The sequence below is a fragment of the Streptomyces sp. NPDC059740 genome, assembly GCF_042733155.1.
Classification (GTDB): Bacteria; Actinomycetota; Actinomycetes; order Streptomycetales; family Streptomycetaceae; genus Streptomyces.
Window position 1 is genome coordinate 34,166 of the sequence record NZ_JBHWGP010000020.1, and the last position, 26,010, is coordinate 60,175.

The following is a 26,010-nucleotide window of genomic DNA, read 5'->3' on the forward strand; positions in this document are numbered from 1 at the left end:
GGCCCTGCCGTGACGGGTCATAGCTGGGCGCCGATTCCGGTCAGTGCCCGGACCTCCATCTCCGCATGCTTGTCCGGGTCGGAGGGGCGCCGGCTGAACACGGTGCCGAGGTATCCGCAGACGAACGAGAGCGGAATCGACACGATGCCGGGATTGGTGAGCGGGAAGCAGTGGAAGTCGACGCTCGTGATGATCGACGTGGGGGTGCCCGAGACCGCCGGTGAGAAGATGATGAGCACGAGGCAGGACACCAGGCCGCCGTAGATGCTCCACAGCGTCCCCGAGGTGTTGAAGCGTTTCCAGTACAACGTGTAGAGCATCGTCGGCAGGTTGGCGGAGGCGGCGAGCGCGAGGGCGAGTGACACGAGGAAGGCGACGTTCTGACCGTCGGCCACGATGCCGCCGATGATGGCCAGGAGACCGGTCACGACCGCTGTGATGCGGGCCACCCGCACTTCGGACCGGGGATCGGCATTACCGCGCCGCATCAGGTTGGCGTAGACGTCATGGGCGAACGAAGCCGAAGCGGCCAGGGTCAGACCGGCCACGACCGCCAGAATCGTCGCGAAGGCCACGGCCGAGACGATTCCCAGGAGCGCGACTCCACCGATACGGAAGGCGAGCAGCGGCGCTGCGGAGTTCTCCCCGCCCGGGGCGTGAACGATCGCGTCGGAGCCGACCAGGGCGGTGGCACCGTAACCGACGACCAGGATGCCCAGGTAGAACGTGAACATCGACCAGGAGCACCACACCACCGACCGGCGGGCCTCCTTGGCGTTCGGCACGGTGTAGAACCGCATCAGCACGTGCGGCAGGCTTGAGATGCCGAGGACCAACGACAGGGCCAGGGAGACAAGTTCGATCTTGCTCGTCGCGTTCTGGCCGTACAGGCTGCCCGGCTCGAGCAGTCGCCCGCCCAAGGGACTGTGCTCCGTCGCCTGTTGCAGGAGCGCGGAGAAGCTGAATCCGAACTTGCCGATGAGGAACACGCTGATGAAGGTGACGCACACCAGGAGCAGGCCGGCCTTGATGATCTGCACCCAGGTCGTGCCCTTCATTCCCCCCACCAGCACGTAGAGCAGCATGATGACGCCCACGCCGCAGATGAGCAGCGCCTGCCCGCCCCGTGTGTGCACGTCCAGCAGCAAGGCGATGAGCCCACCGGCGCCGGCCATCTGGGCGAGCATGTAGAAGAACGTGATCACCAGAGTGGCATTGGCCGCCGCGGCCCGCACCGGACGCTGCTTCATGCGGAACGCCATCACGTCACCCACCGTGAACCGCCCGGTGTTGCGCAGCCTCTCACCGATGAGCAGGAGGGCGACCAGCCAGGCGACGAGCCATCCGACGGAGTAGAGGAACCCGTCATAGCCATGGACGGCGATCGTCCCGGAGATTCCCAGGAAGGAAGCGGCGGAGAGGAAGTCGCCAGACATCGCGATGCCGTTCTGTACACCGGTGAAGGCGCTGCCGGCAGCGTAGTAGTCGGATGCCGTCTGGTTCTTGTTGGTGACCTTGTAGACGATGAAGAGAGTGATGAGGACGAATATCAGGAACACGCTCAGGTTGAGCATGGGGCTGCCAGTCGCGCCCGCGGCGATCTGCCGTGTCATTCCTTGTCGACTCCTGCCAGTTCGTGGATTCTGTCCACTTCCGTATCAAGCTTCTTCCGGGCGAAACTCCGGTACGCCAGGACGATCACGACCGTGGAAACGAACTGCAGCAGACCGAGGATGGTGCCCGCGTTGATCTCGCCTGCGACCTTGTGGCTCATGAAGTCGTGCGCATATGCGGAGAGCAGAGCGAACGTCATGTACCAGCAGAAGAAGAGTGCACTCATCGGGAACACGAACAACCGGAGCCGTCTGCGCAGCCGGACGAACTCCGCACTCTGCTGGATCGCGTGGTAGTCGGGCTCGCCTGCGTGGCGGACGCCCGTGAACTCCCGCCTGACAGGCCGCTCGGGTAGGTCGAAGGTCGGCGGCCCAGTCGGTCTGGTCACGTTCCTCTTTCTCCGGATTCGGGCAGGAGGACGCGCGGGTGCTCCTGCGGCGAGCGACGGGACGGGGCAAACCGTAGCCCCCGGGTGGTGGAGAGTGTAGTGAGACGCCGTGCGCCGCCAACCGGCGCCCGGCGGCTTGAGCGGTGAGCGCCGGACCGCGCACGGGTGCCTGACGCCCCCTGAGAACCGCTCGACCATTCCATACCCTCAGCGGGTGCGAACCGAGAGTGGCTGGTTCCCACTCCGGCCCGACATGCACCGAACCTGCACAGCGTCGTCGATCTGCCTGCCGGGTGTGAGGAACATGTGCGTGGCGATGTGGTGCGCCGGCGCCCGTGGTGGGGCATCCGCGTTGTTCCTGTTGGCCTGGCTGTCCTAAACTCACGTGGCCTTCACCGCCCTTGGCGAGCTGTCACGCGGCATGCGGGGATCGGTGCTCATCCGAGAACTGGGAGACGGATCGATGGACTTCCTTGGGCGCACCCGCGGCGTCGCCGGGACGGGTGAGGGCCCCTGGTCGAACGCTGCCTTAGTTTGAGGATGCGATCCTCACTGCCCGGGACGCACACCCGCTCCCGGGCTCGCGCACCATGGTGTGGTCGCAGGCAGCCGCGCCACCCCTCCGGCACTACCCTGTGCTGCCGTGCGTCCCCGTCCTGCTCAGGTGAAGACCCGGGAGAAAGCAGCATCGTGACAGGCACCTGCGAGCAAGCTGTTCCGAGTACGGAGCTCATACCGTGACCGCGGCCAGGCATGCGGTGATACGTCCGGAACGGCCATCCTGGTGGGCTTCGCTCGTGGAATGGCGGAACTGGCGGCTGCTGGTGAAACTGGCGGCTGTGCTGGTCGTGCCCGCCCTGCTCGCCGTCGGTCTGGGCGTCGTGCAGATCCATGACGACGTCACCCGCGCCAACTCCTACGCGGACATGCAACGACTGGTCAAAATGCGCGGCGGGCTGCGGAATCTGCTGGACACCCTGCAGATGGAGCGCACGATGTCCGTCGAACGGCTGACCGCCACCGCAGGCGACGCCGCTGCCGGTCTGCGGCAACAGAGGCGCGATGTCGACAGCGCCCGGACCGCAGTCACCCGCACCAGCCGACAGGGCGCCTTCCTGACGGGCGTCACAGCGCATCGTTATCGCGATGCCGTCGGCCTTCTGGACCGCCTGCCCGCCCTGCGCACAAAGGTGGAGTCCGGCGGTATCGGTTCCTGGGCCGCGCTCAACGACTACGCCGCGATCATCACGGGATTGCTCGACCTGGACCAGGCACTCGCCAGCGGGTTCGCCACCCCCCAACTCAGCAGGCCGGCGACCGCGTTGTACGACACGGAGGCCATCGAGGAGCAGATCCACCTCGAGCACGCGATTCTGCTGCAGGCAGCCGACCGGAACCACCCGATGACCCCGGCGCTGACCAAGGCGCTGCAAGACGCCGACGTACGCCTGCAGGACAGGCTCGGTGACTTCCGGGCCCTGTCCACCCCGACCGAGCTGAGCGCATACGAGCGGACCGTCACCGGCCCCGCCGTCAGTCGGCGTGCGCACGTGGTGAGCGCCGTACTGGCTGGGCCGCGGCAGAACGCCAGCGTGTCGCTGCCCGTCCCGGTCAGCAGCTGGAACCGCGACTCGGAGGCCACCGGATCGCTCGTCGACAAGGTGTCGGCGGACTACCTCGACCAGCTGCGCACCTCGTCGACCAGGCTGCAGGAGCAGGCGAGCAACCGCGCGGGCACAGCGTCCGTCATCCTCTTCGCCGTGCTCCTGCTCGCCCTGGCCATCGGTCTCGGGATAGGCAGGCACCTGCTGCGGTCGCTGACCGTCCTGCGCCTGACGGCACTCGATGTCGCGGGACACCGGTTGCCCGCCTCGGTCGAGAGCATGCGCGAGGGGCGGAAGACGGACGTCGTGGTCGACGTGGTGCCGGTCCACACCACAGAGGAGTTCGGTCAGCTCGCCCGGGCGTTCGACACGGTGCACTCTCAGGCCGTCCGTCTGGCGGCGGAGCAGGCCGCACTGCGCGGCGACCTCAGGAACACCCTGGTCAATCTCTCCCGGCGCAGCCAGAGCCTGGTGGACCGTCTGCTGCTGATGATGGAGCAGCTCGAGCGGCACGAGGAAAGCCCGGAACAGCTGGCCAGCCTGTTCGCGCTCGATCACCTGGCGACGCGTATGCGGCGCAACAACGAGAACATGATGGTCCTGTGCGGCAGCCCTCTGGTGCGCTCCTCCCACAGTGCGACGCTGGACACCGTGCTCAGGGGCGCTGTCTCCGAGATCGAGCACTACCAGCGCGTGCTCGTCCAGCCCGCTCCGCCCGTCGAAGTGCTCGGGTACGTGGCCGGAGACCTGGGGCGGCTTGTCGCCGAACTACTGGACAACGCCACCGCCTTCTCCCCACCGCACACCCAGGTGGTGATCGGCGGCACTCAGCAGCCCGACGGCTCGCTGCTGGTCGAGATCCAGGACGGGGGCATCGGGATGAGCGAGAGCGACCTGGCCAGGGCCAACCAGCGCGTGGCAACGGACACCGCCACGGATGCGCCGGTGTCCCGGCAGCTGGGACTGTTCGTGGTCGGTCGCCTGGCCGGTCGGCACGGCATCACCGTCAACTTCGACTCGCAGCCGGGCGTCAGCGGACTGCGGGTTCGCGTCCTGGTACCGGCCAGGCTGGTCACGTCACCGGCGCCGGCTCACCCGGACCGGCCGGGCACCGCGGCCGAACGTCCCGCCGGCAGGCTTCCGACGCGGACGCGCGGCGGCGGGGCGAACAGCGACGGAGCCTCGCGCCTGCCGCAGCGGCCGTTCACCGTCCCCGCCGGGACGGCACGGTCCGGCCCAGCCGGCGAGGACGCCTCTCAGACGCTCGGCGGCCCTGCGTGGTTCACTCTCGCCGAATCGGCAGCCCGCAGCGCCGGGAGCGGCGTGGAGGCCCGGGTGCCGCGCGCCGCGGCGGAGGAGCCCGCACCTTTCCCCCCGTCCTCGACCGAGGCGCCCGGCGCCCCCTGGCCGACAGGCCACCCGGCGCCCGCACCTGCTGTGCGACGCCCGGCCGGGGGCGGTGCACCGGCGCCCGACCAGTCGGCCGACCGCACAGAGACCGGACTGCCCAGAAGGACGCCGCGTACGCCTTCCGCTCCGGCCCGAACCGAGCGGCCCGCCGCAGGGGACGGGACAGTCGCGAGCCGGAACGCCAGCCGCGCCCACAACTTCCTCAGCAGCTACCAGTCGGGCATCCGTCGGGCTCAGCCCGACCAGACGCAGAATCCATCGGCGACGGGCAGGAACAATTCATGACATCACCCCACTCCCCGGAGGTAGGCCAGTTCGGGTGGCTGGTCACCAACTTCACCGAGCGAGTGCCCAATGTGGCGCACGCCGTCGTGATATCGGCCGACGGACTGCTGCTCACCGCCTCGGACCGGCTCGCAGCCGAGCGTGCCGAGCAGCTCTCCACCATCGCGGCGGGTGCCGTCAGCCTGGTCCAGGCCGCCGCCCACTGCCTGGACACCGGGAACGCGCTGCGCACGGTGGTACAGATGGAGCACGGCAACATGCTGATGATGTCGATCCGAGACGGCTCGTGCCTGGTTGCCCTGGCCGCCCCGGACTGCGAGATCGGCCAGATAGCCTATGAGATGGCCGTGCTCGTCGACCAGGTCGGCGAGATGCTGACTCCGGAACTCCGGGACGAGTTGCAGCAGTTGCAGCAGACTGCTGCCTGACAGCCGGACAGGGGGAACATGAGCACCGGTGGGGACCTGCCCGGCCGTCGGAGAGATCAGGGAGCGGAGGACGAGCAGACCTTCGCCGACGTGCTCAACGGGTTCAGCTTCGGCGCCGGACGACGCAGGCGGAAGGCCTCCGGCACTCGTGGCACACCGCGGGAGACGGCACACGACGAGAGTGACGGAGCCTCGCCGCGGCCCGGCCCGGAGTCGTACGGGCCGGCATCCCAGGCGGGCTACCAGCCGTCCGCCTGGGAAGCCGGGGACGTGGAGCCAGGAGCGCCGGCCTCCTTCGTCCGCGCTTACGCGTGGACGGGAGGCCGGACCAGGTCGCACCACCACTTCGAGGTCGAGACCCTGGTCACTGCGGTCGCTGCCGCCGATCGGGGCGGCGTCCCCGGCGCCGGCACGCAGTGGGACCACGCGGTGCTCGACATGTGCCGGGAACCGCGGTCGGTGGCCGAGGTGGCGGCGCTCCTCGCGGTGCCCCTGGGAGTGGCCAAGGTTCTCCTCGGTGACATGGTGGATCGCGGAATGCTCTTCGTTCACGAGGCGGCGACCCACCCCGGCGACGCCCCTACCCAGGCGGTGATGGAGAGGGTGCTGATCGGGCTGCGCCGACTCTGAAGGGCTGCGGTCTCCGGCAGGTCGACGGCCGGAAGGGGAGGAGGCTGGGCTGCCTTCTGGGCTGCCTCGTCAATGAGGTGGGACGGGCATCGCACCGGAAGCTGCCGCGATGTCGCGGACAGGTCGACCAGGGGCTCCGTCAAGGTGTACCTCACCACGTCGGCTCCTCGACGTCCGAGGGCCGGACAGCCCTCAGGGGCGACACAGGCGCCTGTGCGCAGTGGTTCCCCGTACGGGTCCCTCAGGCGCGGGCTGCTCAGGGTCCCCTTCCTCGTCCGTCCCCCCTGACAGCCGCTTTCTGACGCAGTCCCGCCGGGAACCGGCCGTCCACCACGAGCGGGCTGCTGCGGCCCTGGCTGCCGCCTCAGGCCACCACCCCGGGTGGCTTCGGTCTCACACGTGCTCCGCAGACCCCTTCGGACGGGATGACCGGGCGGTGGTGCGGGCGAGTAGGTGGAGGGCGGCCTGGGACGGGGAGCCGGGTGGGGTGATGGCGAGCACGATGTGCCGTTCCTCGTCCTGCGGGGAGCGCAGGCTCTGCTGGGTCACGGTGAGGCTGCCGACCAACGGGTGGTGCATCTCGTACGTCGCGGAGCCGCAGGGGCTGACCCGGTGATCGGCCCACATGGCGGCGAACTCGGGGCTCCGCATGGTCAACTCGCCGACGAGTGAGGTGAGCAGCGCGTCGTCGGGATGCCGGCCGGCCGTCATGCGGAGGTTCTCGACGACGGCTCTCGCCTTGCTCGGCCAGTCGGCGTACAGGGCGCGGGTGTGGGGGTCGAGGAAGACCAGACGGGCCAGGTTGGGGCGGTCGGCGGGGTCCTCCGTGTCGGCCGGGTCGAGGTGGGAGGCGAACAGGGCGTGCCCCATCCGGTTCCAGGCCAGTACGTCACTGCGCCGCCCGCTGACGAGGGCGGGGACGTCGCCGAGGGCCTCCAGCATGGTGGCGGTCGCTGCGTCGACGCTTTCGACGGGTGGGTGGTGGAGGACCGGGCGCCGTCTCGCGCTGCCTGCCAGGTCGTGGAGGTGGCGCAGTCCGGCCCCGTCCAGGTGCAGCGCCCGCCCGATGGCGTCCAGGACCTCAGGTGAGGCGCCGACGGACTGGCCCTGTTCCAGACGCGTGTAGTACGAGGAGCTCACGCCGGCCAGCAGCGCCAGCTCCTCCCGGCGCAGCCCGGGCACCCGGCGCCGGTCCCCGTAGTCCGGCAGCCCGACGTCCTCGGGACGCAGCTGAGCCCGCCTGGTCTGCAGGAAGTCCCCGAGTTCTCGCTGTCCGGTCATGCGGCCCAGTATGTGCCTCCCGCCGGCCGCGAGCCTGACCCGGTCAGGGGTAGGCACAGCCGGGGCTGGCCCGGCCGCGGCGGGGCCGCTGACATGGTTCCTGCACCGTTCACCGGCTGCCGGGGGCGGCACACGTCCGGCCCGGCGCCCCTCAGCACGCCCCGTGACTCCGACGTCCCGCGTGACCACGGCCGCCGGCGTCGCCCACGCCGCCCCGCCCGGCGCTCCGGGCCGCCGGGCGAGGCGGCACCACCGGCAGCCGGAGCCAGGGGCGGCCCATCTCCGCCCCACCACCCACAGCCGTCCTGCGGGACGGACCCGACGATTCCGTGCAGGAGAGACCAGCCGTGAACACCATCACCCTGGGTGACGTCACCGTCACCCGCGTCCGTGAGTACTTCGGGCCCGTGGACCTGACCCCCGAGACCTTCTTCCCGGACAGCCCCGCGCAGGTGTGGGAAGAGCACCGCGCCATGCTGGTCCCGGAGTTCCTGGACGACCGCACCCGGAGCGTCAACTCCGCCATCCAGACCTGGCTGCTGCGCAGCGAGGGCAGGACCATCCTCGTCGACACCGGCGTGGGCAACCACAAGGACCGCCCCTACGCCCCGGTGTGGAGCCGGCGGGACACCCGGTTCCTCGACGACCTCGCCCGCGCCGGAGTCCGGCCCGAGGACGTGGACATCGTGATCAACACGCACCTGCACGTCGACCACGTCGGCTGGAACACGTATCTCGACGGGCGTACGTGGGTTCCCACGTTTCCCCGCGCCACCTACCTGATGCCGAAGGACGACTTCGACTTCTGGAACCCGGAGAACGGCCACAGGAGCGTATTCGGCCGCGGCAACCAGAACGTGTTCGAGGACAGCGTCGCCCCGGTGCACCAGGCCGGCCAGGCACTGCTGTGGGAGGGCAGCCACCGGATCGACGCGAACCTGCGCCTGGACGCCGCCCCGGGGCACACCCCCGGCTCCTCCGTGCTGACCCTCACCTCCGGGACGGACCGCGCGGTCTTCGTCGGCGACCTGCTGCACAGCCCGGTGCAGGTCCTCGAACCGGACACCAACAGCTGCTTCTGCGAGGACCCCGCGCAGGCACGCGCCACCCGCCGCAAGGTGCTGGGCTGGGCGGCGGACCACAACGCCCTCGTCGTCCCCGCACACCTGGGCGGCCACGGCGCCGCGCAGGTGGCGCGCGAGGGCAGCAGGTTCGCCGTCAGGGGCTGGGCCCCCTTCGCCCCGAACTCCGACTACTCCGAGTACTCCGAACAGGGCTGACCCCCGTGAGGAAAGGCACTTTCGTGAACCAGTTCGCCGATCCCGTCGTGACCACGGAGCAGGGGCGCGTCCGCGGCCTGCGCCAGGGCGGCATCACCACCTTCCTGAACATCCCGTACGCCGCACCGCCCCGGGGCGCCGACCGGTTCGCCGAGCCCCGCCCGCACGCGCCGTGGGACGGCGTGCGCGACGCTACGGTGCCGGGGCCCAACGCGCCGCAGTCCGAACGCCGGCTGGGCGACCTGGACATGAGCCCCTACTTCGGCGCCGGTTGGAGCCGTGGTGCGGACTACCTCACGGTCGACGTCCGGGCACCCGCCGACGCGGACGGCGGACTGCCCGTCATGGTGTTCGTCCACGGCGGTGGGTTCGTCGCGGGGTCGACGCGCTCCGCGCTGTACGACGGTTCCGCCTTCGCCCGCGACGGCGTCGTCCTGGTCACCCTCAACTACCGCCTCGGCGCGGTCGGGTTCCTCGACATCCCCGGCGCGCCCGCCAACCGCGGCCTGCTCGACGTCGTGGCCGCGTTGCGCTGGGTCCGGGAGAACATCGCTGTGTTCGGAGGCGACCCGGACAACGTCACCCTCTTCGGCCAGTCGGCCGGAGCGACCGTCGTCGGGGGTGTCCTGGCGACGCCCGAGGCCGCGGGGCTCCTGCGCCGGGCGATCGTCCAGAGCGGCAGCGGGCTGGGCGCGTTCACGACCGAGCAGGCCGCCCGCGTCACCGCGGCGGCGGCCCGGGCGCTGGGCATCGAGCCGCACCTCGACGCCTTCGCGGCCGTCCCGGACGCCCGCCTGGTGGAGGTGGCGTCCGCGCTCGCCGGCACGGACCTGCAAACGGCCACGCACCACGATCCGCTGCTCGGGCTCAGCCCCTTCAGCCTGGTGGTGGACACCCAGCCGGCCGACTCCGTCGCCGCGGGCCTCGGCGCCGACGTCGACCTGCTCGTCGGCACCAACACCGAGGAGGGAAACCTCTACCTGGTCCCGGTGGGCGCCCACACCACCTCGACCAGTGCGCACGTCGACGCCGTCGCGGAACGTGCACACGGCGACCCGGCCCGGCTGGTGGCCACCTACCGCGGCAGCCGGCCGGGGGCGTCCTTCAGCGAGCTGCGGTCGGCCGTCATGGGTGACGCCCTGTTCGGCGCGGGCAGCCGGGCTCTGGCCGACGCGCACGCCGGCCGGCGCCGGGCCGCCACCTACCGCTACGAGTTCGCATGGCGCTCCCACGCACTGGGCGGAGAACTGGGTGCCGCCCACGCGGTGGAGCTGCCCTTCGTCTTCGACCTCACGCAGCTGCCCGGGCTGCACGGCCCTCACGCCCTGCTCGGTCCCGACAGACCGCCCGCCGATCTCGCCCCCCGCATGCACAGGGCGTGGGTGCGGTTCGCCGCGACCGGTGATCCCGGCTGGAGCCCGTACACCACCGAGCGCCGGGCGACCATGCGGATCGACGCCGACTGGACCCTGGTCGACGATCCGCGCGGCCGGGAACTGGGGGCCTGGACCCGGGCGTGAACCTGACCCGGCGTGCTTCCCGCCGGGCCCCCTTCACCGGGTGCCCCCTCAGGAACCCACACGTCCAAGGGGGTTCCCCGCCCGGTGGGCGCTGTCACGGGGCGCCATGGTGCGGGGCAGGATGGCACCCATGGGACTGCACACCGCTTACGGACTCAGCCGCATCATCAACGCACGGGGGCCCTACACGCCCCTCGGTGTCTCGCGCAGTGGGGAGGCTGTCACCACCGCGGTCGCCGGAGCGTTGGCGGAGTTCTTCGTGATGGACGAACTGCAGGAGGCGGCCGACCGGGCCCTGGCCCGGTTCACCGGGGCGGAGGCGGGGACCGTCGTGCACTGCACGGCCTCGGGCATCACCCTGGCGGTCGCGGCCGCGATGGCGGGGGAGGACCCGGAGCGCGTCGCGGCGCTGCCGGACGCGACCGGTATGCCCCGTGCCGTCGTCCTCCCCGCGGGACACGCCGTCGACTACGGACACCCCATCGAGCAGGCCGTCCGCCTGGCGGGTGCGCTCCCGGTCCAGGTGGGAACGGAGGCCGGGTTCACGGTGGAGGACCTGGCAGCGGGCCTTGCACGCCCCGACGCCGCCTGTCTGCTGCTGGTGTCCTCCCGTCTCGTGCGCGGGGCCGGTGCCGAGCTTGCCGAAGCGGTGGCGGTCGCCCATCGCCGTGGGGTACCCGTCGTCGTCGACGGTGCCGCACAGGACTTCCGGGTCGGGGAACTGCTCGGCAGCGGCGCGGACCTGGTGACCGTCAGCGGGCAGAAGTACCTGGGCTCGCCGACCGCGGGGCTGGTGGTGGGCCGGTCCGGTCCGGTGGCGGCGGTCCGGGCGCAGGAACGGGGCATCGGCCGTGCGATGAAGGCGAGCAAGGAAGCGGTGATCGGGGTCCTCGCCGCCCTTGAGGAGCGTCAGGGACTCGACATGGCGGTGTGGCGGCGCCAACAAGCAGAGAAGGTGGCCGACTTCGTCGCACGGGCCGGTGGCCTCCCCGGCGTCACGGCGTCCTGCGTACCCGACCCGACCGGGCTGCCCTTCGACCGCGCCTGCCTGGCCCTGGACACCGAGGTCGCGGCCATGGACTCGGCCGCCCTGGACAAGGCGCTGCGCGCCGGGTCGCCGTCGATCTGGGCCATGCCCGGCCGGCGGGACGCGGAGGAGCTGCTGTTCGAGCTCGTGCCCCTCACGCCGGACGAGATCGACGTCATCCTGGACCGGCTGGGCGAACTGCTGCTGTAGCCGGTGGTGTTGGCGGGGCGCGGGTGAGGGGCGGTGAGGTCGGCGGCCGCCCCTGCGGTGACGCCCGGGCCGCGTGCGGTGGTGTGCCGGCCGCCGAACCCGTCAGACGCGGTGCGCGGGGAGCCAGCCGTTCTGCACCGCGTGGACACCCGCTTCGAAGCGGCTGCGTGCCTCGAGCGCGTCCATGAGTTCGGCCGCGAAACGGCGGGCGGTGCGAGTGGAGACGCCGAGGCGCTTGGCGACCGCTTCGTCCTTCAGCCCCTGGGCGAGCAGTCGCAGCGCCGCGCGGTGCTGCGGGGTGAGGCCGTCGGCGTCGCGTTCCCGCGTGGGCATCAGGGGGGTCGCGGCCTGCCAGGTGCTGTGGAAGAGCTCGCACAGGGCGGTGAGGACGCCCTGCCCCCTGATCACCACGGCACCGAGGCTCGCGTCGGCGGTGTCCAGGGGGAGGACGGCCTCGGTCCGGTCCGCGATGATCATCCGGATCGGCAGGCTGGGAGCGGTGCGGACGTGGCCGCCGCGCTGGTGGAGCCACTGGACGTGCTGCAGCGTGGGCTGGTGGTTGCGGACGCTGTCGAGGTAGACGGTGCGCACCGTGACGCCGCGGTCCAGCAGTGTCGCGTTCGGCTGCCGGCTGGCTTCCAGGTCGCTCTCCGTGTGGGCGCCACCCGGGGCGAGGGTCATGACCTCGTGGCGGACGTCGGCGGCGAGCCGGGCGAGCCGGTCACGTATCTCCTCCGCGCCGGTCAGCTCCTCCGTGCGTAAGCCGGCCGACGGCCTGTGCAGGGCGGCGCACTCGGCGACGAGTTGGGCGGCCGCGGCCCGCGCGCTCTCCAGACGTTCCTGCTGGGCGGCGAGTTCGGCCTGCTGGCGGGCGAGCAGCAGCTTCATGGCCTGTTCCGGGCCCAGCACCCGGAAGGTGCTCTCCGCCTTGCCGGACGGGCGGACGAGGGCGAGGGAGTGGAGCCGGTCCAGGCAGTCGCGCAAGGTGTCCTCGGGCAGTGCGAGTCGCTGGGACAACGCGGAGATCCCCTCGTCGCGATGGGCCAGCATGGCGCGGTAGACGCGTTCGGTGTCCGTGTCGATTCCGAGTGCGGCGAGCATGAGGTGTGTCCCCTGATCGGTGAGCGTGTCCGGAGAGGCGCGGGGAGGGAGGCATGGTGGCCTCCGCCCCGGTCGGGCCCAACCGGGGCGGTCAGCCTCTGGGTGGTCTCCCGGACACGGTGCGACGGCTTCTGGCGGGTACTAGGGCATGAACTTCCGACGCGTGCATGATCTTGTCAAGGTCGCGTTTCGGCCTGCGAGCCGATCGGTGTGCGGTCGCCGCGCGGGGCCGCTCCGGTGGACGACCGGCCCCGCACAGCCGGTTCCCGCGGTCCGGCCGGCAGGTCGTCGTGGTGCCCCGGCCGTCTTTGGCGCCCAGGGGCCGGGCTGACCACGGGGGATGCGCTTCGCCGGCGGTCCGCACGACGACGTGGACCGCAGCGGCGCGGCCGGCGGCCCGCTGGTGCGGGTGGGGCCGTGCCGGACACCGGGTCTCGTGAGGAGCCCGCGGAGGAAGGCGCGTTCTTGAGGCGGTGCCGTGCTCGTGGCGGCCTCGTGCCGGCGGGCCGGGTGGCGCCGAGCACGCCGGGGGCTCCCAGCGGCACGGTCGGGCGGGCGGGTGGCCGGAAGGGCGTCGGCGCCTCGCGGTCGCCTGCGGCTGCCTGCGCGGGGGACCGGCCGGTCGGTGCACGGCGTGCCCGGGCGGCGTCGGGGGGGGCTTCGGGGCGACGGCCCTCGGGGGCGGCCCGCGAGGCGGCTGGGGGCGCGAGGCCGGCCGGGTGACGCCGGCGGGTCACGGTGTCTCGGCGGTCCCGCCGGCCTCCGGCACGGGCGCGGCGGACGGTGCCGGCGCGGCGGCCCCCTGTCCCGTACCGGACGAAGGGCGGGAGGCGCCCCGCAGACCGAATGCCCAGGCAAGCGCGGTGGTGAGGACACTGAGGGCCCCGGCCGCCAGGAACACCGGCCGGGGGTCGCCGTGGTGGAGTGTGGTGAGCGCACCGCCCGCGAGCGCCCCGACGGGGCTGGCCGCCAGCGCGGCCACCCTGGCGGTGGCGGTGACCCGGCCCAGCAACTCCCGGGGTACCAGCCGCTGGCGCAGGGTGCGGATGAGCACCACCGCCGTCACCGTGGAGCCCCCCAGCAGCAGGTTCAGCACCAGCAGCGGGACCAGGGAGGTCGCCACTCCGAGGCCCGCCAGCGTGGTGCCCAGGCAGGCCGCGCTGAGCGCGATGAGGGTCTCGTGCCGCATCCTGCGACCGAGCCGGAGGGCGACGGCGGTGCCGAGCACCCCGCCCACGCCGCCGGCCGCGACGACGGCGCTCGCCGCGGAGGCGCCGAGGTGGAGGGTGTCGCGCAGGTAGAAGACCAGGAGGTAGCCGACGGCGAGGAAGAGGTTGGCGCTCGCCTGAAGGCAGGTCACCACGAGCACCACCCGCAGGGACCGCAGGCAGCGGAACCCCCGCACCAGGTCGCCCCGCACCTCGCGCAGGGCCTGGCGCAGCGGCGCGGAGGGGGCCCGGCCCGCCCGGTCCCGGCCGCCCAGTGCGTGCAGGACGGTGGCGAAGGACACCGCGAACGTACAGGCGTTGACCAGGAGGGCCACCTGCAGGCCCCACAGCGCCGAGAGCAGACCGACCAGCCCCGGGCCGACGATCTGCGCGCCCTGGTTCGCGGCCTCCAGGAGTGAGTTCGTCCGCACCAGGTGCTCGGGCTCCACCAGGTCCCGCACCGCCACGGTCAGCGCGGTCTCGAAGAACACACCGGCGCCCGCCGCGACGAACGCGAGGGCCAGGATGACCGGGACGGAGAGGTGTGAGGTGGCCGCGAGTACGGCCAGGGAGAGGAAGACCGCGAACCGTACGACGTCCATGGTCAGCATGACGTCACGGGGGTTCAGCCAGTCCACCAGCGCACCGGCGGGCAGGCCGACCAGCAGGTAGCCGACGGTCCGCGGGATGGCGGCCAGCACCGCCGCGTAGGGGGAGCCGCTGACCTCCAGGACGAGCAGCGGGATCGCCAGGATCGCGAGGCCGTCCCCGATCAGTGACACGCTCTGCCCGCCGAGGAAGACGCGGAACCGCAGGGGCGAGGGACGGGCGGGCACCGCCGCGGTCAAGGCGTTCGTCATGGGGGCACCGTCTCCGCCGATCGTTCCGGTTTCTTCGGGCGGCGAAATCACGCCGTCGCGTCGAGGGGAATCGGCGCGGGGTGACGGCATCGACCCGCCACGGATTCCCGGTTCCCGTGGAATTCGTGGCGTCGCACGCCCGGAACACGATGCGACCGCTGAACGCCCCCCATCAACCCTTTCGGCCTGGACGGTATGGGCCAGTGCATTCACCGGCCAGTGGTGGGACGGGGCAAACGGGCACAGTCGGGCAGGCGGGTGGCGCCTGAGCACATGGCGCCCGGCCCGGTGGTCTCGCACGGCCTGCGGGGAGCGGGGCGACCCCGTCCAGTACGGGCCCCGGGGGACTGTCGTGGAAAAGGGGCGCCACGACTTTGCCGGTGGTGTATCAATGGTCGTCGCATGCCGGACGGCCGGCCGTGGCCTCGTCGTGATCGGCGCGCCACCGGCCCCCGAAGCGGGCAGGTGCTGCCTGCCGGCGGGTCGCAACCGCGGCCCACGGCAGCGGTGTCCGGGGCGGCCGCAGGCGGGATCGGTCCCCTGCGGGGGGAACGGTTGTGCCCGCTTGCCGGTGCGGTGGTGCCCGGTGCGGTCACGAGGTCTCCTCGGGAGCCGACCCGCTGCCCCGTGGACGAGACGGTGTCCCACCTTCGCCGACCTCGTGGTCCGTCCAGGACGGGCCTGTCCGCCGGACATCGGGTGAACGCGAGGGGCACTGCCCGCGGCGGGTGGCCGACGCACCGGTGTGCGTGCCGCCTCCGGCCGGAACCACTGCCGGCGCTACAGGAACGAACGCGAGAGAAGGGGGAGCTGTGTATCTCGTACATGTGGCTCTGGACGGGCCCGCCGATGTGCCGCTGCCCGTCGGGACGTGCGCCGCGGTGATGTCCTGCGCCGAGCCGGGGGACGGCCTGGAGCACGTCAGCGTGGACCCGGACGGGTTCGGCGGGCCCGTGATCGGCCTTTTCCTGACCGCGCCCAGTCTGGCCGTCGCGGAACTGCGGGCCGCAGCCCTCTGCTCGCGGGCACTTGCCGCGCATTTCCCCCTGGCGCCCTTCCGGATGACGTCCTGCGGCGTGGTGCTGGTTCCCGAGTACTGGGACCGGGTGGCGTCCCCGTCACCCGTGGACGGGATAGGACACAACATGTTCCGTCCACCGGTTTCCCCTTCCGAAGGGAACGGCGAGTCGCCAGAGTAGGGCACCGGCGAACGAGGGAGAGCGAAATGGCACTCCGAGCGGACGCCGCGAATTCGCCGGAAGAGCAGAAGGCTATCCACCGAAAGGTCGTTCCGTGAGACGCACCGCGACTTTCGAAACCGTCGCAGCCGGCAGCATCGCGCTCGGCGCCCTCCTCATGGCTCAGGCGGTCTCCCCGGGCAGCGCCCAGCCCTCCGCCCACGTACGCGCCGACGGCGCCGCCGCCGTCACCGTGCCGACGGGCGGCCTGTCCCGGACCACTGCCGGCCCGATCGGCAACGACGACGTGACCTGGGGCAGTTGAGCACCAAAGGCTCCTTCCCTCCCCGCGGGCCGGCTGGGCACGGCGCCCCCGGCACCTGCGAGCGCCTCGCCCGGGAGACCGGACCGAGCGCGCCACCGCCGGCCCGCTGACACGAGACCCGCGAGTGCCGGGCGCACGGACGCACAGGTGCCGGCCCGCGCCGGGCACCGCGGTGCACCGCGACCCACCCGGCCGCCGGGTCCTCAAGGCCGGCCGGCGGCCCGGACTCGTCCAGCACCTGCGACGCCGTGGACCGCCTCCGCCGAGCCGGCCCCGCCGGCCGTGCGCCGCAGAACCGTTCCCCAGTGAACCCGCCCCTCGGGGGCGGTGGTTGCGCGCGCCCATCCGGCCCGCGTCCCCCCGTCCCAGGAACCCGACACGGAGCAGCACAGACCATGACCACTGCCCTCACCCCGCGTACCCAGGAACTCCTGGAGCAGGGCTACACCCTGCTCGACGGCATCACCACCGACGAAGAGGCCGCCGCGGCCCTGGAAAGCCTCGGCACCCTGATCCCGCAGTACGACGGGCAGCTGCGCTACCAGGTGAAGGCCGCACCCGGCTTCGAGGACCGGCGCTACTCCAAGAGCACCAACACCATCCTGGTGCACACCGAGGCACCCGGCTGGAACCCGCCGCCCCGCTACCTCGCGCTCCACTGCCGGGTCCAGGCCCGGTGCGGCAGCGGACACACCGAACTCGCCGACGCGTACGCCTTCGTCGCCTCCCTCAGCGAGGAGGAGCGCCGGGCGGTGCACGGCGAGGGCGTCGACTGGGTGGGCCACAACACCGCCGGCACCGGCGCCGCGGGAGTGCGCCGCCCCGTGGTGGAGAGCACCCCCGGGGGCCGCGACATCGTCCGGTTCAGTTACAACCTGCTGACGGCCGGGCACTACGACCCGCCGGTCGACGCCGACGTCCCCGCCGGGCAACTGCCGTTGGGTGCTCTGGGCGCAGAACTCGCCGTGCGGGCCGAGGCGTTCTTCCGCGAGAACAAGGTGTCCGTCCTCATCCCGGAGAACTCGGTCCTCATCTGGGACAACCAGCGGATGCTGCACGCCCGCTCCTCCTACAGCGACGCGCGGCGCCACCTGACGCGCTACTGGCTCCAGGAGTCCTGAGCCCGGCCGCGGCCCACCGGCGCCACCGGAAGGCGACGCCCCCGACCCCGCGGTGCCCGCCGGCACCGCCCCCTGTGAGGAATGTGATGAGCAGCGACACCCCGACCCTCGAAGGCCCCGAAGAGGCGGTCGGGCAGGAGATCCCGGGCCCCCCGCTCCCCGAGGGCATCCCCACCTTCGACCCGGACGACCCGGTGGAGAACGCGGTGATCCGCCGGCTCGTCGGCAACTGGCACCGTCGCGCCACCGTCAAGCGGGACGAGCCGGACCTCGACGAGCTCTTCGACCCCTCCCGCGCGGACTACCCCGAGCGCATCCTGCCCTTCCACGACCACCCGACCTTCCAGGGCCTGGACCCCGAGAAGCGGTCCGAAGTGCTGAGCTGGGCCTGGATCGCGTACAACCGGCACACCGTCATGGCCGAGCAGAAGGTGGCCAACCCCGCCTTCGCGCTGGTCATGGAGGGGGAGTACCCGGGTCTCACCGGGGAGGCGCTCAACCTCTCGCTGGCGCAGGCGATGGTCGACGAGCAGTACCACACGCTCATGCACCTCAACGCGAGCGCGGTGACGCGCCGGCGGCGGGGGAACGCCATGCCGGACAACGCGCTGCCGCTCTCCCACACCGCACGCGTCCACCAGGAACTGCGGGACCGGGCCGGGGAGCGCTGGGAGAAGTCGCTGACGACGCTGGCCTTCGCCACCGTCTCGGAGATCTCCATCAACGCCTACCTCGACCTGCTCGCCGAGGACACCGCGATCCAGCCCATCAACAGCACGACCGCGAAGCTCCACAACCGTGACGAGTACTGCCACGCCTCCATCTCGCACGTGCTGGCCGAGATGGTCTACCACCACCTCGACGCCCGTCGGCGCAGGTACTTCCTGGACATGCTGATGGAGGGCCTCGACGCCTTCGTGGCCAACGACTACTCCACCTGGCACCGCATCATCGACCTCGCCGGCGTCGAGGGCGGGCACGAGATGCTCGCGGACTGCCAGGCACAGGCGGGACGCGGACGGCTGGTCCGCGACTACACCGGACTGCACAAGCTGGTCGAGCAGATGGGCGTGGCCGACGAGGTGGACTTCGACTGGTCCCGCTCCCACATCGCCCACTGACGCTGCCCGGCACGCGACCGGTGACGGCCGTCCCGCCACCGAGGACCCCCAAGGATTCCGTGTGAAGACCTACTCCCACGAACGCCTGGCGGCGCTCGCCCGCGCCCGCGGGATGTCGCAGGAGTACCTGCGCGACCTGCGCGTCGTCTCCTCCGTCCTGCCCTTCAAGGTGAACGAGTACGTCGCCGACCAGCTCGTCGACTGGTCGGCGGCGCCCGACGACCCGATCTTCCGGCTCACCTTCCCGCACCGCGACATGCTTCCGCCGGACGTCTTCGACAGCATCGCCGCCCTCCACGACGGCGGGGCGTCGCGCGAGGTCCTGCGCAAGGCCGCAGCAGACGCCCAGGAGCTCCTCAACCCGCACCCCGGGGACCAGCTGGAGGCCAACGTGCCGACCCTGGACGGGCGCCGGCTGGACGGGCTCCAGCACAAGTACGACGAGACCCTGCTGGTCTTCCCCTCGCAGGGCCAGACCTGCCACGCGTACTGCGGATACTGCTTCCGCTGGGCCCAGTTCGTCGGTGTCGCCGAGCTCCGGCAGGCGTTGCGCGCCCCCACGGACCTCACCGGCTACCTGACGGAGCACCGCGAGGTGACCGACGTCCTGTTCACCGGCGGCGACCCGATGATCATGAAGACCGCCGTGCTGCAGCGCTGGGTCGAGCCGCTGCTCGACCCGGCCATGGAGAGTGTGCGCACGCTGCGCTTCGGAACCAAGTCCCTCTCCTACTGGCCGGCCCGCTTCACCGACGACGCCGACGCGGACGACCTGCTGCGGCTCCTCGAACGCTGTGTCGCAGCCGGCCGGCACGTCGCGGTCATGGCCCACTTCTCCCACCCCAGGGAACTGCGGACGCCGGTGGTGCGGAAGGCCATCGCCCGGCTGCGGTCCACCGGCGCGGTCATCCGCGCCCAGGCACCGCTGATCGCCCACGTCAACGACCGCGCGGACGCCTGGTCGCAGATGTGGCAGCAGCTCGTGGAGCTGGGCGTGGTGCCGTACTACATGTTCGTGGAGCGGGACACCGGCGCCCGCAGCTACTTCGGTGTCCCCCTCGCCCGGGCGCTGGAGATCTACAACGACGCCATCCGCGGGGTCTCCGGACTCGCCCGCTCCGCCCGCGGCCCGGTGATGTCGGCCTCGCCCGGCAAGGTCCTGCTGGACTCGGTGTGCACCGTCGCGGGGGAGCGGGTCTTCTCCCTGCGGATGCTCCAGGCCCGCGACGCCCGGCTCGTGGGACGGCAGTTCTTCGCGCGGTACGACCCGAAGGCGGAGTGGTTCGACGAACTGCGCCCCGCGCCGGGCTCCTGGTTCCCCGGCCGGCCGGAGACCGCGGGGCCCCGGGCGGGCGACCGGTGAGGATCACCGCGCACGAGACCAGCCTGACCCAGCGCCACCTGTGGCGTTCCGCGCGGGAGGCCATCCCGGTGACCCGCACGGTGGTCCTCCAGGCGGAGCAGGACGGCGTGTCCGGCTACGGCGAGGCCTCCTGCTTCATGACGGACCACTACAACTCCGGCCTGGAGCAGCTCCACACCGACCTGCGGCGGACCGCGCCCCTGCTGGCCGCGCTCGACCTCGGCGGACCGGACGGCGGAGCCGACACCGTCTGGCACCGGCTGGCCGCCGAGCTGCCCGCCTCGCCCTTCGTGCTCGCCGCCCTCGACTCCGCCCTCCACGACCTGCGCTCCCGCCTGCTCGGCGTCCCGCTGTGGAAGTCCCTGGGCCTGGACCGGCCGCACGGGCTGCGCTCCAGCTACAGCATCGGCCTGGACACCGCCGAGGTGATGGTGGGCAAACTGCGCGAGCGGCCCGGCTGGTGCGCGTACAAGGTCAAGCTCGCCGACCCCGGTGACCTCGGCATCCTGCGCCGGCTGCGCCGCGAGACCGACGCCCCCTTCCTCATCGACGGCAACTGCGGCTGGGCACCGGACCGGCTCGTCCCCGCCCTGCCCCATCTGCACGACCTCGGGGTCCGGCTGATCGAACAGCCCTACCCCCGCGCCGCCTGGGAGGCCGCCCGCGCCCTCAAGGAGATCAGCCCGATCCCCGTCATCGCCGACGAGAGCATCACCTCCCCCGCTGACCTGGACGCCTGCGCGCAGGCCTTCCACGGCATCAACGTCAAGCCGATGAAGGCGGGCGGACTCACCCCGGCGCTCGCCATGCTGCGGGCCGCACGCGCACGCGGCCTGGTCACCATGCTCGGCTGCATGCCCGAGTCCGCCGCGGGAGTCACCGCCACCGCCCACCTCGGCGGCCTCGTCGACCACCTCGACGTCGACGTGGTCGACCTCCTCGCGGTGGACACCGGACACGGGCTCGGCCTCGACGCCACCGGCCGCGTCCACCTGCCCGACCGCCCGGGCTCCGGATACCTCCCGGACCCCGCGGCCCACGGCTGGTACGTGCACCAGGTCCCGGCCGACCGGGTGCGACCGGTACGCCGCCAGGCCGCGCCCGCAACCCACCACCCGCAGGACGCCCACCCCGGCACCCGGCACTTCGCGGCGCTGCACCACGGCCGCGCGGTGGGCGCCGCCTCCCTGTGCGCCGGGGACCCACCGGCCGGCCACGCCCTGCCGGACCCGCGCCCCGGCCGCGCCCGGCGCCTGTACGGCATGGCCACGCTGGACGAGGTCCGCGGCACGGGTGTGGGCGGCGCGCTCCTGCGCACCGCCCTGACCGCCGCAGCCCTGGACGGCGCCGGCACTCTCTGGGGCCACGTCCCCGAGGCGGCCCTCGGCTTCTACCGCAAGCACGGTTTCGACGTCCTGGGCGCCCCCGGCCAGTCCGGTGACGACCCCCACCACCTCGTGCACAGGAGCACCCGTTGACCACCGAAGCCCCCACCGGGACACCCCCGGCCGAGTCCGCGCCCCCCGCGAGGGGCCGCACCATCGCCGCAGGGCAGGCACACACGCTCGCCCGGGAGGCACTCGCCGCGGCGGGCCTGCCCGCGGACCGGGCCGAGCAGGTGGCCGACGCGCTGGTCACCACCTCGCTGCGCGGCATCGACACGCACGGCCTGCGCCTCCTCCCGCAGTACCTCGCGGAGCTGTCCACCGGGGTGGCCCGCGCGACGGCGCAACCGGCCGTCGTGCGGGACAGCGGAGCCGGGCTGCTCCTGGACGCCGACGGCTCACTGGGCGTGCTGGCCGGGCTGTCGGCCGCGCGCCTCGCGGCCGAACGCGCCGCCCGGTACGGGGTCGCCGCCGTCGGCGTGCGCAACTCCAACCACTTCGGGGCCGCGTCCGTCTACACCCGCACGCTGGCCCGGGCGGGTCTGGTGGGCATCGCCGTCACCTCGGCCGCCTCCCGCGTGGCACCGTACGGCGGCGTCGAGCCGCTGTTCGGCACCAACCCCATCAGCGTCGCCGCGGGCAGTGACGAGCAGGAGTTCGCCCTGGACATGGCGACCAGCCAGGTCTGCTTCGGCGAGGTGAAGCAGCGCCGGGCCGAAGGCCGCGACCTGGACGGCGGCTGGGCCACCGACCGCGCGGGGCGGCCCACCACACACCCCGACCAGGCGTACGCGCTCTCGCCGCTGGGCGGCTACAAGGGGCAGGGCCTGGCCATGGCCGTCACCCTGCTCGGCGCCGTACTGACCGGCACCGCGCCGGACTGGCGGCTCTCCCAGGTCGGTGAGGGCAGCCCCGGAGCCGGCCGCGGCATCGGACACCTCCTCCTCGCCCTGGACCCGGCAGCCTTCACCGGCGTGGACAGCTTCACCGGGGGACTGGCGGACCTGCTGACCACGGTGCGCACCGCGCCCGCCGCCACGGACCGGCCCGTGCTCGCCCCCGGTGACCCGCAACGCGCCCACGAGCAGCACCGGAAGGTCCACGGCATCCCCCTGGACGCGCACACCGCCGCGGCGCTGGACGAACTGGCCGTGCGGCTCGGCGTCCCCGGGACCGAGGCGGGGCCCGCGTGATCCTCGTCCTGATCAGCCCGCGCCAGGCCGGGCTCCCGTTCGCGCAGTGGCTGCCGGAGGAGGCGGGCCGTCTGGTCGCGGTCACCGCCGCGGGCGCCCCGGTGGGCGAGGGCTTCGCCGAGGTCGTCACCGTCCCCGACTGGACCGACGACGCGGCCGTGCTCGCCGCTGCCCGCGAGGTCGCCCGCAGGTACCCGCCCCGCGTCGTACTGGCGCCGGCCGAGGCGGACGTCGAGCGCGCCGCCGCCCTCCGCCACGAGCTGGCCCTGCCCGGCCTGGACCGCGTCGCCGCCGCCGCGTACCGCGACAAGGTCCTGATGAAGCAGTACGCCGGCGCCGCCGGCCTGCCCGTGCCCGCCTTCGCGCCCGTCGCCACGGTGCGCGACATCACGGACTTCATGGCCGCCCACCCGGGCCGGGTCGTGGTCAAGCCCAGGAACGGCTCCGGGTCCTCGGGAGTGCACGTGCTGGACGCTCCCGGCCGGGCGGAGGCGCTGGCCGAACAGGTGGCGGGCGGTTTCCACGAGGTGGAGGAGTTCGTCGACGGAGCCCTGCACCACGTGGACGCCTTCCGGGTCGAGGGCGAGCCCCTGGCGGCCGTCGCCTCCCGGTACACCGGCGCCGGCTGCCTGACCCACTGGGAGGACGCCCCGCTCGGCTCGCGCAACCTCGACCCCGCCGACCCGCTCCACCAGCGCCTGGTCGACCAGACGTGGCGGCTCGTCGACGCGCTGCCCTCCCCGGCCACCCTCAGCGCGCACGCGGAGTTCTTCGTCACCGACGACGGCCGGATCGTGCTGTGCGAGATCGCCGCCCGGATCGGTGGCGGACCCGTCCCCGCGATGCTCCGCCACATCCTGGGCACCGATCCGCGAGAGCTGTGGGCCCGCGTCGAGTGCGGGCTGCCGGTCGCGCTCGACGCGGTCCGGCACCACGCGCGCACCGCCCCCCGGGCCGCCTTCTGCGGCATCCCACCGAAGCCCGGCCGGGTGAGCCGACTGCCCCAAGCCCCGCCCGGAGTCCGGGACTTCGTCCTCAACACCCGGGTCGGCGACGACTGGAGCGGGGAGCGCTACCGGCTGCGCAAGTCCGGCGACTTCCTCGCCACCTGGGTGGTCACCGACCCGGACCCCGCCGCCCTGGAACGACGGCTCGACGCCACCTGCCGCCTGGTCGGCGCCGGCTTCGGCTGGGAGGAGACCGAACCGCCCGCTCCGGTCCCGGCCGTCGCCGGCCCGGCCGAAGGAGGGACACGATGACCACGACCACGACGGCGGCCACCGGGCAGCACGGCGCGCTCACGGCCCGGCTGCTCCCGCCCGGCCACCACCGGGCACACCACCGGAGCACCGGCCGGGACGCTCCCGAACTCGTCTGGGACGACCCACGCTGGCTGCGCTTCACGGCACGGACCGACCTCCACGACACACGAGTCCTCCAAGTCCTCGAAGCCGACCGGCCGGTGGCCCTGGCCACACTGCTGATCACCCGCGAACCCGGCGGGCTGCTCTTCTACGACGCCCCGCGGCTGGCCGGCACCCCCTCGCCCATGGCCGAGCCCGACCTCCTCGACGAGACCGAGCGTGCACAGTGGGACCGGCTCACGGCCGCCCTGTCCGAGGGCCGCGCCGACCACTACCCCTCCCTGGCCCTCGCGACCTTCGGCAACCACCACGGCGTGGCCCACGCCCCCGGACGCTCCCCGGAGCAGCGCCGGACGGTCATGGCCGCACTGCCCGCCCTCCTCCAGCAGACGGCGGTCGAACTGGGCTGCCGCAGCACGGCCTTGCTGTACGTGGGCGAGCCGGAGGCGGAGGCGGTGGACGCCGCCGCCACCCGCGACGGCTACCAGGCGACGCTCCTGGGAGCCGAGGCGGTGCACCGGTTGCCCGCGGCCGACTGGGAAGGGTACGTGGCCGGGCTCAGCAGCCGCCGCCGCAGAGGACTGCGCAAGGAGGTCGCCGCGTACGAGCAGGGCGGCTTCCGCACCGTGGCCACCACCGGACCGGCGGCCCTGGACGACAGGGTGACCGCCCTCCAGGTGGCCCACCGGGCGAAGTACGGGCTGCCCGGCGGCCAGGAGCGCGTCCGCCGCGACTTCGCCGCCCTGCGCGAGGAGATCGGCGAGTCCTGCGTCGTCCTCGGCGCCGTCCGCGAGGACCGCCTACTCGGCTTCGCGCTGTACCTCAGGGCGGGCGACTCCCTCTTCCTGCGCACCGTGGGCTTCGCCCCCGAGGCCGACGGCTGCTACCTCGCCCTCACCTACCACGAGTCCACCCGCTGGGCACTGGAGAACGGCATCCGCCGCATCCACTACGGACTCGCCACCTACGAGGCCAAGTTCCAGCGCGGCTGCACGCTGCACCCGCGCTGGGGCTGGTTCGCCTTCCACGGCCCGGACACCGCGGCCTTCCGCGAGGTGCTGGACCTCCAGTCCCGCAGCATCGAACGCCGGCTGGAGCGCGTCGGCGCCCCGGCCACCCCGCTCACCTCCCGCGTCCCCCCGTCCGCACCCACCGTTCACGGAGCCGCACGATGAAGCTCACCCCCACCAGCGACATCTGGATGGACGGCAAGTTCGTCCCCTGGGACCAGGCACAGGTACACGTGCTCACCCCCAGCCTCCACTACGGCTGGGGTGTCTACGAAGGCATCCGCGCCTACCCGACGGACCGCGGCCCGGCCGTCTTCCGGCTGCGCGAACACCTCCAGCGCCTCCACGACTCGGCACGCGTCTACCTGATGGACCCCGGCCACAGCGTCGACGAACTCGTCGAGGCGAGCCTGGAACTGCTGCGCCGCACCGGCCTGGAGGGCGGCTACCTGCGCCCCCTGGTCTACCTGGAGTACGGCACCATGGGTGTCGCCCCGCGCCTGGACAGCGCGCGGGTCGCCATCGCGGCCTGGCCCTGGGGCTCGTACCTGGGGGAGAAGGCCGACCAGGAGGGCTGCCGGCTGATGGTCAGCAGCTGGCAGCGCAACGGCGTGCACGCGGTGCCGCCGCTGGCCAAGGCCACCGGCGCGTACGTCAACTCCGCGCTGGCCAAGGTCGCCGCGATCCGGGCCGGCTACGACGACGCCCTGATGCTCACCCCCGGCGGCCATGTGTCCGAGGCCTCCGCCGCCAACGTCTTCGCGGTGCGCGACGGCGTGATCACCACCCCGCCGGTCAGCGACAACATCCTGCCCGGCATCACCCGGGACACCGTCATCACCCTCGCCCGCGACCTGGGCCACCAGGTGCGGGAGCAGAGCCTGACCCGCAGCGAGCTCTACGTCGCCGACGAGGCGTTCCTCACCGGCACCGCCGCCGAGATCGTCCCCGTGGCCTCCGTCGACGACCGCCCCGTCGCCGAGGCGGGCAGCGGTCCGGTCACCCGGCAACTGCGGCAGGCCTTCCAGGACGTGGTGCACGGCCGGACGGCCGACCCCCACGGCTGGCTCACCCTTCCGTGAACGTCCCCGCCAGCCCCCACCC

At 72.7% G+C, this 26,010-nt stretch carries 21 protein-coding genes; 16 read left to right on the forward strand and 5 right to left on the reverse strand.

What is annotated here, in order from left to right:
• Positions 1-17: 17 nt before the first annotated feature.
• Both ACFV3R_RS21970 and ACFV3R_RS21975 read right to left on the reverse strand, forming a co-directional pair.
• On the reverse strand, positions 18-1,613 hold the full coding sequence (locus ACFV3R_RS21970; RefSeq protein ID WP_385585557.1) for a cation acetate symporter: 1,596 nt from the start codon (positions 1,611-1,613) through the stop codon (positions 18-20).
• Positions 1,610-2,002, reverse strand: coding sequence for a DUF485 domain-containing protein (locus ACFV3R_RS21975; RefSeq protein ID WP_385585560.1), 393 nt, complete (start codon positions 2,000-2,002; stop codon positions 1,610-1,612). Before ACFV3R_RS21975 ends, ACFV3R_RS21970 begins: the two co-directional genes overlap by 4 nt.
• A gap of 797 nt (positions 2,003-2,799) precedes the next feature.
• On the opposite strand from ACFV3R_RS21975, the gene ACFV3R_RS21980 reads away from it, so the two are divergent.
• The 3 genes from ACFV3R_RS21980 to ACFV3R_RS21990 are packed head-to-tail and all read left to right on the forward strand — an operon-like array spanning position 2,800 to position 6,359.
• Complete coding sequence (locus ACFV3R_RS21980; protein ID WP_385585563.1) at positions 2,800-5,301, forward strand: nitrate- and nitrite sensing domain-containing protein; 2,502 nt, start codon at positions 2,800-2,802, stop codon at positions 5,299-5,301.
• On the forward strand, positions 5,298-5,729 hold the full coding sequence (locus ACFV3R_RS21985) for a roadblock/LC7 domain-containing protein (RefSeq protein WP_385585565.1): 432 nt from the start codon (positions 5,298-5,300) through the stop codon (positions 5,727-5,729). Before ACFV3R_RS21980 ends, ACFV3R_RS21985 begins: the two co-directional genes overlap by 4 nt.
• 18 nt (positions 5,730-5,747) lie before the next feature.
• Positions 5,748-6,359: a DUF742 domain-containing protein gene (locus tag ACFV3R_RS21990; protein WP_385585568.1), complete on the forward strand. Its 612-nt coding sequence runs from the start codon at positions 5,748-5,750 to the stop codon at positions 6,357-6,359.
• A gap of 393 nt (positions 6,360-6,752) precedes the next feature.
• On the opposite strand, the gene ACFV3R_RS21995 is transcribed toward ACFV3R_RS21990, so the two are convergent.
• A complete protein-coding gene (locus ACFV3R_RS21995; protein ID WP_385585571.1) occupies positions 6,753-7,640 on the reverse strand; it encodes a helix-turn-helix domain-containing protein in 888 nt (295 codons plus the stop codon).
• A 347-nt stretch (positions 7,641-7,987) separates the two neighbouring features.
• Here ACFV3R_RS21995 and ACFV3R_RS22000 point away from each other — a divergent pair, with 347 nt between their 5' ends.
• The 3 genes from ACFV3R_RS22000 to ACFV3R_RS22010 all read left to right on the forward strand — a co-directional run bounded on the left by ACFV3R_RS22000 (position 7,988) and on the right by ACFV3R_RS22010 (position 11,677).
• Positions 7,988-8,920 (forward strand): MBL fold metallo-hydrolase, encoded by a 933-nt coding sequence (locus ACFV3R_RS22000; protein WP_385585574.1) that lies wholly within the window; start codon positions 7,988-7,990, stop codon positions 8,918-8,920.
• A gap of 23 nt (positions 8,921-8,943) precedes the next feature.
• Positions 8,944-10,440: a carboxylesterase/lipase family protein gene (locus ACFV3R_RS22005; RefSeq protein ID WP_385585577.1), complete on the forward strand. Its 1,497-nt coding sequence runs from the start codon at positions 8,944-8,946 to the stop codon at positions 10,438-10,440.
• Between the two features lie 130 nt (positions 10,441-10,570).
• On the forward strand, positions 10,571-11,677 hold the full coding sequence (locus ACFV3R_RS22010) for an aminotransferase class V-fold PLP-dependent enzyme (protein ID WP_385585580.1): 1,107 nt from the start codon (positions 10,571-10,573) through the stop codon (positions 11,675-11,677).
• 102 nt (positions 11,678-11,779) lie between these two features.
• Here the strand turns inward: ACFV3R_RS22010 and ACFV3R_RS22015 are convergent, their stop codons facing one another.
• Together ACFV3R_RS22015 and ACFV3R_RS22020 are read right to left on the reverse strand one after the other, a co-directional pair.
• On the reverse strand, positions 11,780-12,778 hold the full coding sequence (locus ACFV3R_RS22015) for a LuxR C-terminal-related transcriptional regulator (RefSeq protein ID WP_385585583.1): 999 nt from the start codon (positions 12,776-12,778) through the stop codon (positions 11,780-11,782).
• Positions 12,779-13,511: 733 nt separating this feature from the next.
• Positions 13,512-14,846: an MFS transporter gene (locus ACFV3R_RS22020; protein ID WP_385585586.1), complete on the reverse strand. Its 1,335-nt coding sequence runs from the start codon at positions 14,844-14,846 to the stop codon at positions 13,512-13,514.
• 812 nt (positions 14,847-15,658) lie between these two features.
• Here ACFV3R_RS22020 and ACFV3R_RS22025 point away from each other — a divergent pair.
• The 10 genes from ACFV3R_RS22025 (at position 15,659) to ACFV3R_RS22070 (ending at position 25,988) form a co-directional block, all read left to right on the forward strand.
• The gene (locus ACFV3R_RS22025; RefSeq protein WP_385585589.1) at positions 15,659-16,045 is read left to right on the forward strand and encodes a hypothetical protein; all 387 of its coding nucleotides are present in this window, start codon (positions 15,659-15,661) and stop codon (positions 16,043-16,045) included.
• 94 nt (positions 16,046-16,139) lie between these two features.
• Positions 16,140-16,349 (forward strand): hypothetical protein, encoded by a 210-nt coding sequence (locus ACFV3R_RS22030; protein ID WP_385585592.1) that lies wholly within the window; start codon positions 16,140-16,142, stop codon positions 16,347-16,349.
• A gap of 395 nt (positions 16,350-16,744) precedes the next feature.
• Positions 16,745-17,470: a TauD/TfdA family dioxygenase gene (locus ACFV3R_RS22035; RefSeq protein ID WP_385585594.1), complete on the forward strand. Its 726-nt coding sequence runs from the start codon at positions 16,745-16,747 to the stop codon at positions 17,468-17,470.
• 86 nt (positions 17,471-17,556) lie between these two features.
• Positions 17,557-18,591, forward strand: a complete 1,035-nt coding sequence (locus ACFV3R_RS22040) for a diiron oxygenase (RefSeq protein WP_385585597.1) — start codon at positions 17,557-17,559, stop codon at positions 18,589-18,591.
• 61 nt (positions 18,592-18,652) lie between these two features.
• Positions 18,653-19,954: a KamA family radical SAM protein gene (locus tag ACFV3R_RS22045; RefSeq protein WP_385585599.1), complete on the forward strand. Its 1,302-nt coding sequence runs from the start codon at positions 18,653-18,655 to the stop codon at positions 19,952-19,954.
• Positions 19,951-21,432, forward strand: coding sequence for a GNAT family N-acetyltransferase (locus tag ACFV3R_RS22050; protein ID WP_385585602.1), 1,482 nt, complete (start codon positions 19,951-19,953; stop codon positions 21,430-21,432). The genes ACFV3R_RS22045 and ACFV3R_RS22050 overlap by 4 nt, the downstream gene beginning before the upstream one ends.
• Positions 21,429-22,532: an Ldh family oxidoreductase gene (locus ACFV3R_RS22055; protein WP_385585605.1), complete on the forward strand. Its 1,104-nt coding sequence runs from the start codon at positions 21,429-21,431 to the stop codon at positions 22,530-22,532. The genes ACFV3R_RS22050 and ACFV3R_RS22055 overlap by 4 nt, the downstream gene beginning before the upstream one ends.
• Positions 22,529-23,791: an acetyl-CoA carboxylase biotin carboxylase subunit family protein gene (locus tag ACFV3R_RS22060; protein ID WP_385585607.1), complete on the forward strand. Its 1,263-nt coding sequence runs from the start codon at positions 22,529-22,531 to the stop codon at positions 23,789-23,791. The genes ACFV3R_RS22055 and ACFV3R_RS22060 overlap by 4 nt, the downstream gene beginning before the upstream one ends.
• On the forward strand, positions 23,788-25,071 hold the full coding sequence (locus ACFV3R_RS22065) for a GNAT family N-acetyltransferase (protein WP_385585610.1): 1,284 nt from the start codon (positions 23,788-23,790) through the stop codon (positions 25,069-25,071). Before ACFV3R_RS22060 ends, ACFV3R_RS22065 begins: the two co-directional genes overlap by 4 nt.
• Positions 25,068-25,988, forward strand: coding sequence for a branched-chain amino acid transaminase (locus ACFV3R_RS22070; RefSeq protein WP_385585613.1), 921 nt, complete (start codon positions 25,068-25,070; stop codon positions 25,986-25,988). The genes ACFV3R_RS22065 and ACFV3R_RS22070 overlap by 4 nt, the downstream gene beginning before the upstream one ends.
• The last annotated feature ends 22 nt before the right edge of the window (positions 25,989-26,010 follow it).